Source organism: Solibacillus silvestris (assembly GCF_051967575.1).
Classification (GTDB): domain Bacteria; phylum Bacillota; class Bacilli; order Bacillales_A; family Planococcaceae; genus Solibacillus; species Solibacillus silvestris_B.
In genome coordinates this window covers 1-3169 of sequence record NZ_JBQCJW010000069.1, presented here as the reverse complement: position 1 = coordinate 3169, position 3169 = coordinate 1, and the positions used below count along the sequence as shown (strand labels likewise).

Below are 3169 nucleotides of genomic sequence, written 5' to 3'. Positions count from 1 at the left end.
CTAGCGGGAGGTATTGTGGGTAGAAAGTGTTCAGTTCTATCAAGCGGAAACTGTCCATTTTAGTTTAGCAGTTACATTTCTTCGATCCTTTCGTGTAATCTCTCAAAATCAACACGTGTATGATGTAGCTCACCTTCAAATTCACATTGGCGGTAGCCGTCATAAATCGCAATGGTACTTTTTCCTTTACTAATATCTAACGCAATCACATGTTTCATTTTACTCTTCTCCTTTTGACCAATCATAGAAGTCTTCACAATACCTTATCGATTCCACTTTCTTATACACGATCTCTTTGGACCCAACATACTAAACTGATTCATATAAGGGCGTGAAGTTAGCCGGTTTATTATACGGACTCGCAAATGGTCCCAGAGGCTGGTCGGCTTTTCTTCACTTCTACTATAAAAAAATAGTAGCACAAACCATGGCCTTGGTTTGTACTACTAATGTTAGTATGTTTCAATATTATAAATTTATGTTTTGAAATACTCACATCATTTTAAAGCATTTTTAATAATAGTAATTACCCGTTGCTGTTCTTCAATCGTCATTTTTGTATCGGAAGGCAGGCAAATACCTGTTGCAAATAATCGCTCACTTACAATGTCGTTTTCTCCATGTGCGTAAAATTTACACCCTTCGAACAATGGTTGCTTATGCAATGGTTTCCATACTGGGCGTGATTCGATATTTTCTGCCTCTAATGCATCGATTAACTCATAAGGTGTTACATGAATCTTCGTCGGATTTAATAGCATTGTCGACAACCAGCGATTTGAGAAGGTGCCTTCCAATTCTGGCATCATCTCGAGACCTTCAATATCCTTAAACGCCTCCGCATAAAGTTTAAAAATAGCACGTTTTTGACCAACACGTTCATCAAGCACTTTCAACTGACCGCGCCCAATCCCAGCTACAATATTACTCATGCGATAATTATAGCCTACGACACTGTGCTGGTAATGTTTCGCGGCATCACGTGCTTGAGTTGCCAGAAAACGCGAGCGATCAATTAACACTTCATCATCAGAAACTAGCATTCCCCCGCCTGAAGTTGTAATGATTTTATTTCCATTGAAAGAGTAAATACCAAATTTACCGAAAGTCCCACTTGCTTTTCCTTTATATGTAGAGCCTAAAGATTCTGCAGCATCCTCTACAACGGGTACATTATACCGTTCACAAATTGCCATCAGTTCATCCATTTTAGCGCTTTGCCCATATAAATTCACAATGATAACTGCTTTAGGCAGGGTATTTTCTCGATGCGCCACTTCAAATGCTGTTGTTAAAGCTTGTGGTGACATATTCCAAGTATCAGGCTCAGAATCTATAAATACAGGCTCCGCACCTAAGTATAAAATAGGATTCGCACTTGCAATAAATGTTAACGTAGAGCAAAATACAGAATCCCCTGCTCGGACACCTAAAAGATCCAAAGCAAGATGAATCGCTCCAGTACCTGATGTTGTCGCCGATGCAGCCTTAATTTTTACATATGCTGCCAGTTCCTGCTCAAATCCATTAACATTCGCTCCTAAAGGGGCAATCCAGTTTGTATCGAATGCTTCTTGAATATATTTTTGTTCTGTTCCTCCCATATGTGGAGAAGATAATAAAATGCGATTCGTCATTTAATAAATCCTTCTTTCTTTATGACAGTTGTTGGGATACCTACAGCCGTTACATTATCCGGAATATTTCGAATTACTGCACTTCCAGCTCCAACAATACTCCACTTTCCAATTTTTACAAGTGGATTCACAGAGGTTTTTGCCCCTACTTGGGTTCCTATTCCAACTTCCACTCCTCCTGTTAATACCGTTCCAGGAGAAATATGTACAAAATCTTTAATAAGACAATCGTGTTCAATAATGCTAGCCGTATTTAAAATAACATGATGACCTATCTTACTACTTGCATTTATTACAACATTCGGCATAATTACTGTACCATAGCCTAAAATGGCGGAAGGACTGATTACTGCGGAGGGATGCTTAATAATCCCATAGCAATCTTCTTTTAATGCCAATCGTTCCACTACTTGACGACGAATGAAATTATGACCGATTGAAATAATAATTTTCGTCTGATTATCTAATAATTCTTTAATTATAGATAAAGGCCCTTTTATGTATGGGCCTTCTTGAAATTGCGAATTATATTTGTCATCAAGTTTTGCTATTACACGATGTCCACTCGCAACAATACAGTCTTCTATCACTTTTCCATGTCCGCTATCTCCGATTAGTATATAACTTGTCATACTCTAATCCTCCGTTCGGGTACCTGTAAACTTCTCCATTGTTGCCTGGCCTTGTTGTGAAATCCCCTCACTAACAAAAACCTTTTTCACTGTTAGAAGCAATATTTTAAAATCTAACCATAATGACTGGTTTTCTACATACCATACATCGTATTCAAACTTTTGTTCCCATGATATAGCATTACGGCCATTCACTTGTGCCCAGCCGGTAATACCTGGGCGCACTTTATGACGAAAAACTTGACGTTCATTATACAAAGGCAAATACTCCACTAACAACGGTCGCGGCCCAACAAAGCTCATATCGCCTTTTAATACATTCCAAAGTTGAGGTAGCTCATCCAAACTTAATTTTCTAATCAGTTTACCAAATGAAGTTAATCGTATTTCATCGGGTAAAAGCTCACCTTTTTCACTGCGCTCATCGGACATTGTGCGGAACTTGTATATATAAAAAGTTTCACTATTTTTCCCAGGACGTGGTTGTTTAAAAATAATTGGACTGCCTAAATTTACTCGAATTAAAACAGCTAAGACTATATAAATCCAACTTAATAAAATTAGTAAAACAAAACTTATAACAAAATCTAATATTCTTTTCATAAGGTCCCTCTAATATTATTTAATATATATTGAATTAAAGCTTATATCTCTTTCGAAGCGGGTAAAGGATATAAACCCACTTTCGAAAGGATGATCTTGCTTGTCTCACTAGTTGAACGGGAATGGGCTGTTTCTTATTCCTTACGTGGGATGTCTAAATTATTGGAACGCATGCAATTTAGTCCCACACGTCCTACCTATACGTTGGCGAATGTGGACTCCGGTGTTTGTCAATATAGTTGTCGCATCAAGCTACTTAACTTTTCTATCAAAATCAAAATCTGTTCTATTAAAATC

At 37.7% G+C, this 3169-nt stretch carries 5 protein-coding genes; 1 reads left to right on the top strand and 4 read right to left on the bottom strand.

Going from position 1 to position 3169, the window contains the following annotated elements:
• Positions 1–71 precede the first annotated feature (71 nt).
• The 4 genes from ACTHOQ_RS18735 to ACTHOQ_RS18720 form a co-directional block, all read right to left on the bottom strand.
• Positions 72–218: a hypothetical protein gene (locus ACTHOQ_RS18735; RefSeq protein ID WP_440497706.1), complete on the bottom strand. Its 147-nt coding sequence runs from the start codon at positions 216–218 to the stop codon at positions 72–74.
• A gap of 279 nt (positions 219–497) precedes the next feature.
• On the bottom strand, positions 498–1637 hold the full coding sequence (locus tag ACTHOQ_RS18730; RefSeq protein WP_440497704.1) for an aminotransferase class I/II-fold pyridoxal phosphate-dependent enzyme: 1140 nt from the start codon (positions 1635–1637) through the stop codon (positions 498–500).
• On the bottom strand, positions 1634–2269 hold the full coding sequence (locus tag ACTHOQ_RS18725) for an acetyltransferase (RefSeq protein ID WP_440497703.1): 636 nt from the start codon (positions 2267–2269) through the stop codon (positions 1634–1636). The genes ACTHOQ_RS18730 and ACTHOQ_RS18725 overlap by 4 nt, the downstream gene beginning before the upstream one ends.
• A 3-nt stretch (positions 2270–2272) precedes the next feature.
• On the bottom strand, positions 2273–2872 hold the full coding sequence (locus tag ACTHOQ_RS18720; protein ID WP_440497702.1) for a sugar transferase: 600 nt from the start codon (positions 2870–2872) through the stop codon (positions 2273–2275).
• Between the two features lie 90 nt (positions 2873–2962).
• On the opposite strand from ACTHOQ_RS18720, the gene ACTHOQ_RS18715 reads away from it, so the two are divergent.
• Positions 2963–3169 (top strand): helix-turn-helix domain-containing protein (locus ACTHOQ_RS18715; protein ID WP_440497701.1); only part of this gene is annotated, 207 nt, incomplete at its 3' end.

Coding starts and splice junctions, on each gene's coding strand:
- ACTHOQ_RS18720 (WP_440497702.1), bottom strand. CDS start 2,872: ATGAAAAGAATATTAGATTTTGTTATAAGTTTTGTTTTACTAATTTTA.
- ACTHOQ_RS18730 (WP_440497704.1), bottom strand. CDS start 1,637: ATGACGAATCGCATTTTATTATCTTCTCCACATATGGGAGGAACAGAA.
- ACTHOQ_RS18735 (WP_440497706.1), bottom strand. CDS start 218: ATGAAACATGTGATTGCGTTAGATATTAGTAAAGGAAAAAGTACCATT.
- ACTHOQ_RS18725 (WP_440497703.1), bottom strand. CDS start 2,269: ATGACAAGTTATATACTAATCGGAGATAGCGGACATGGAAAAGTGATA.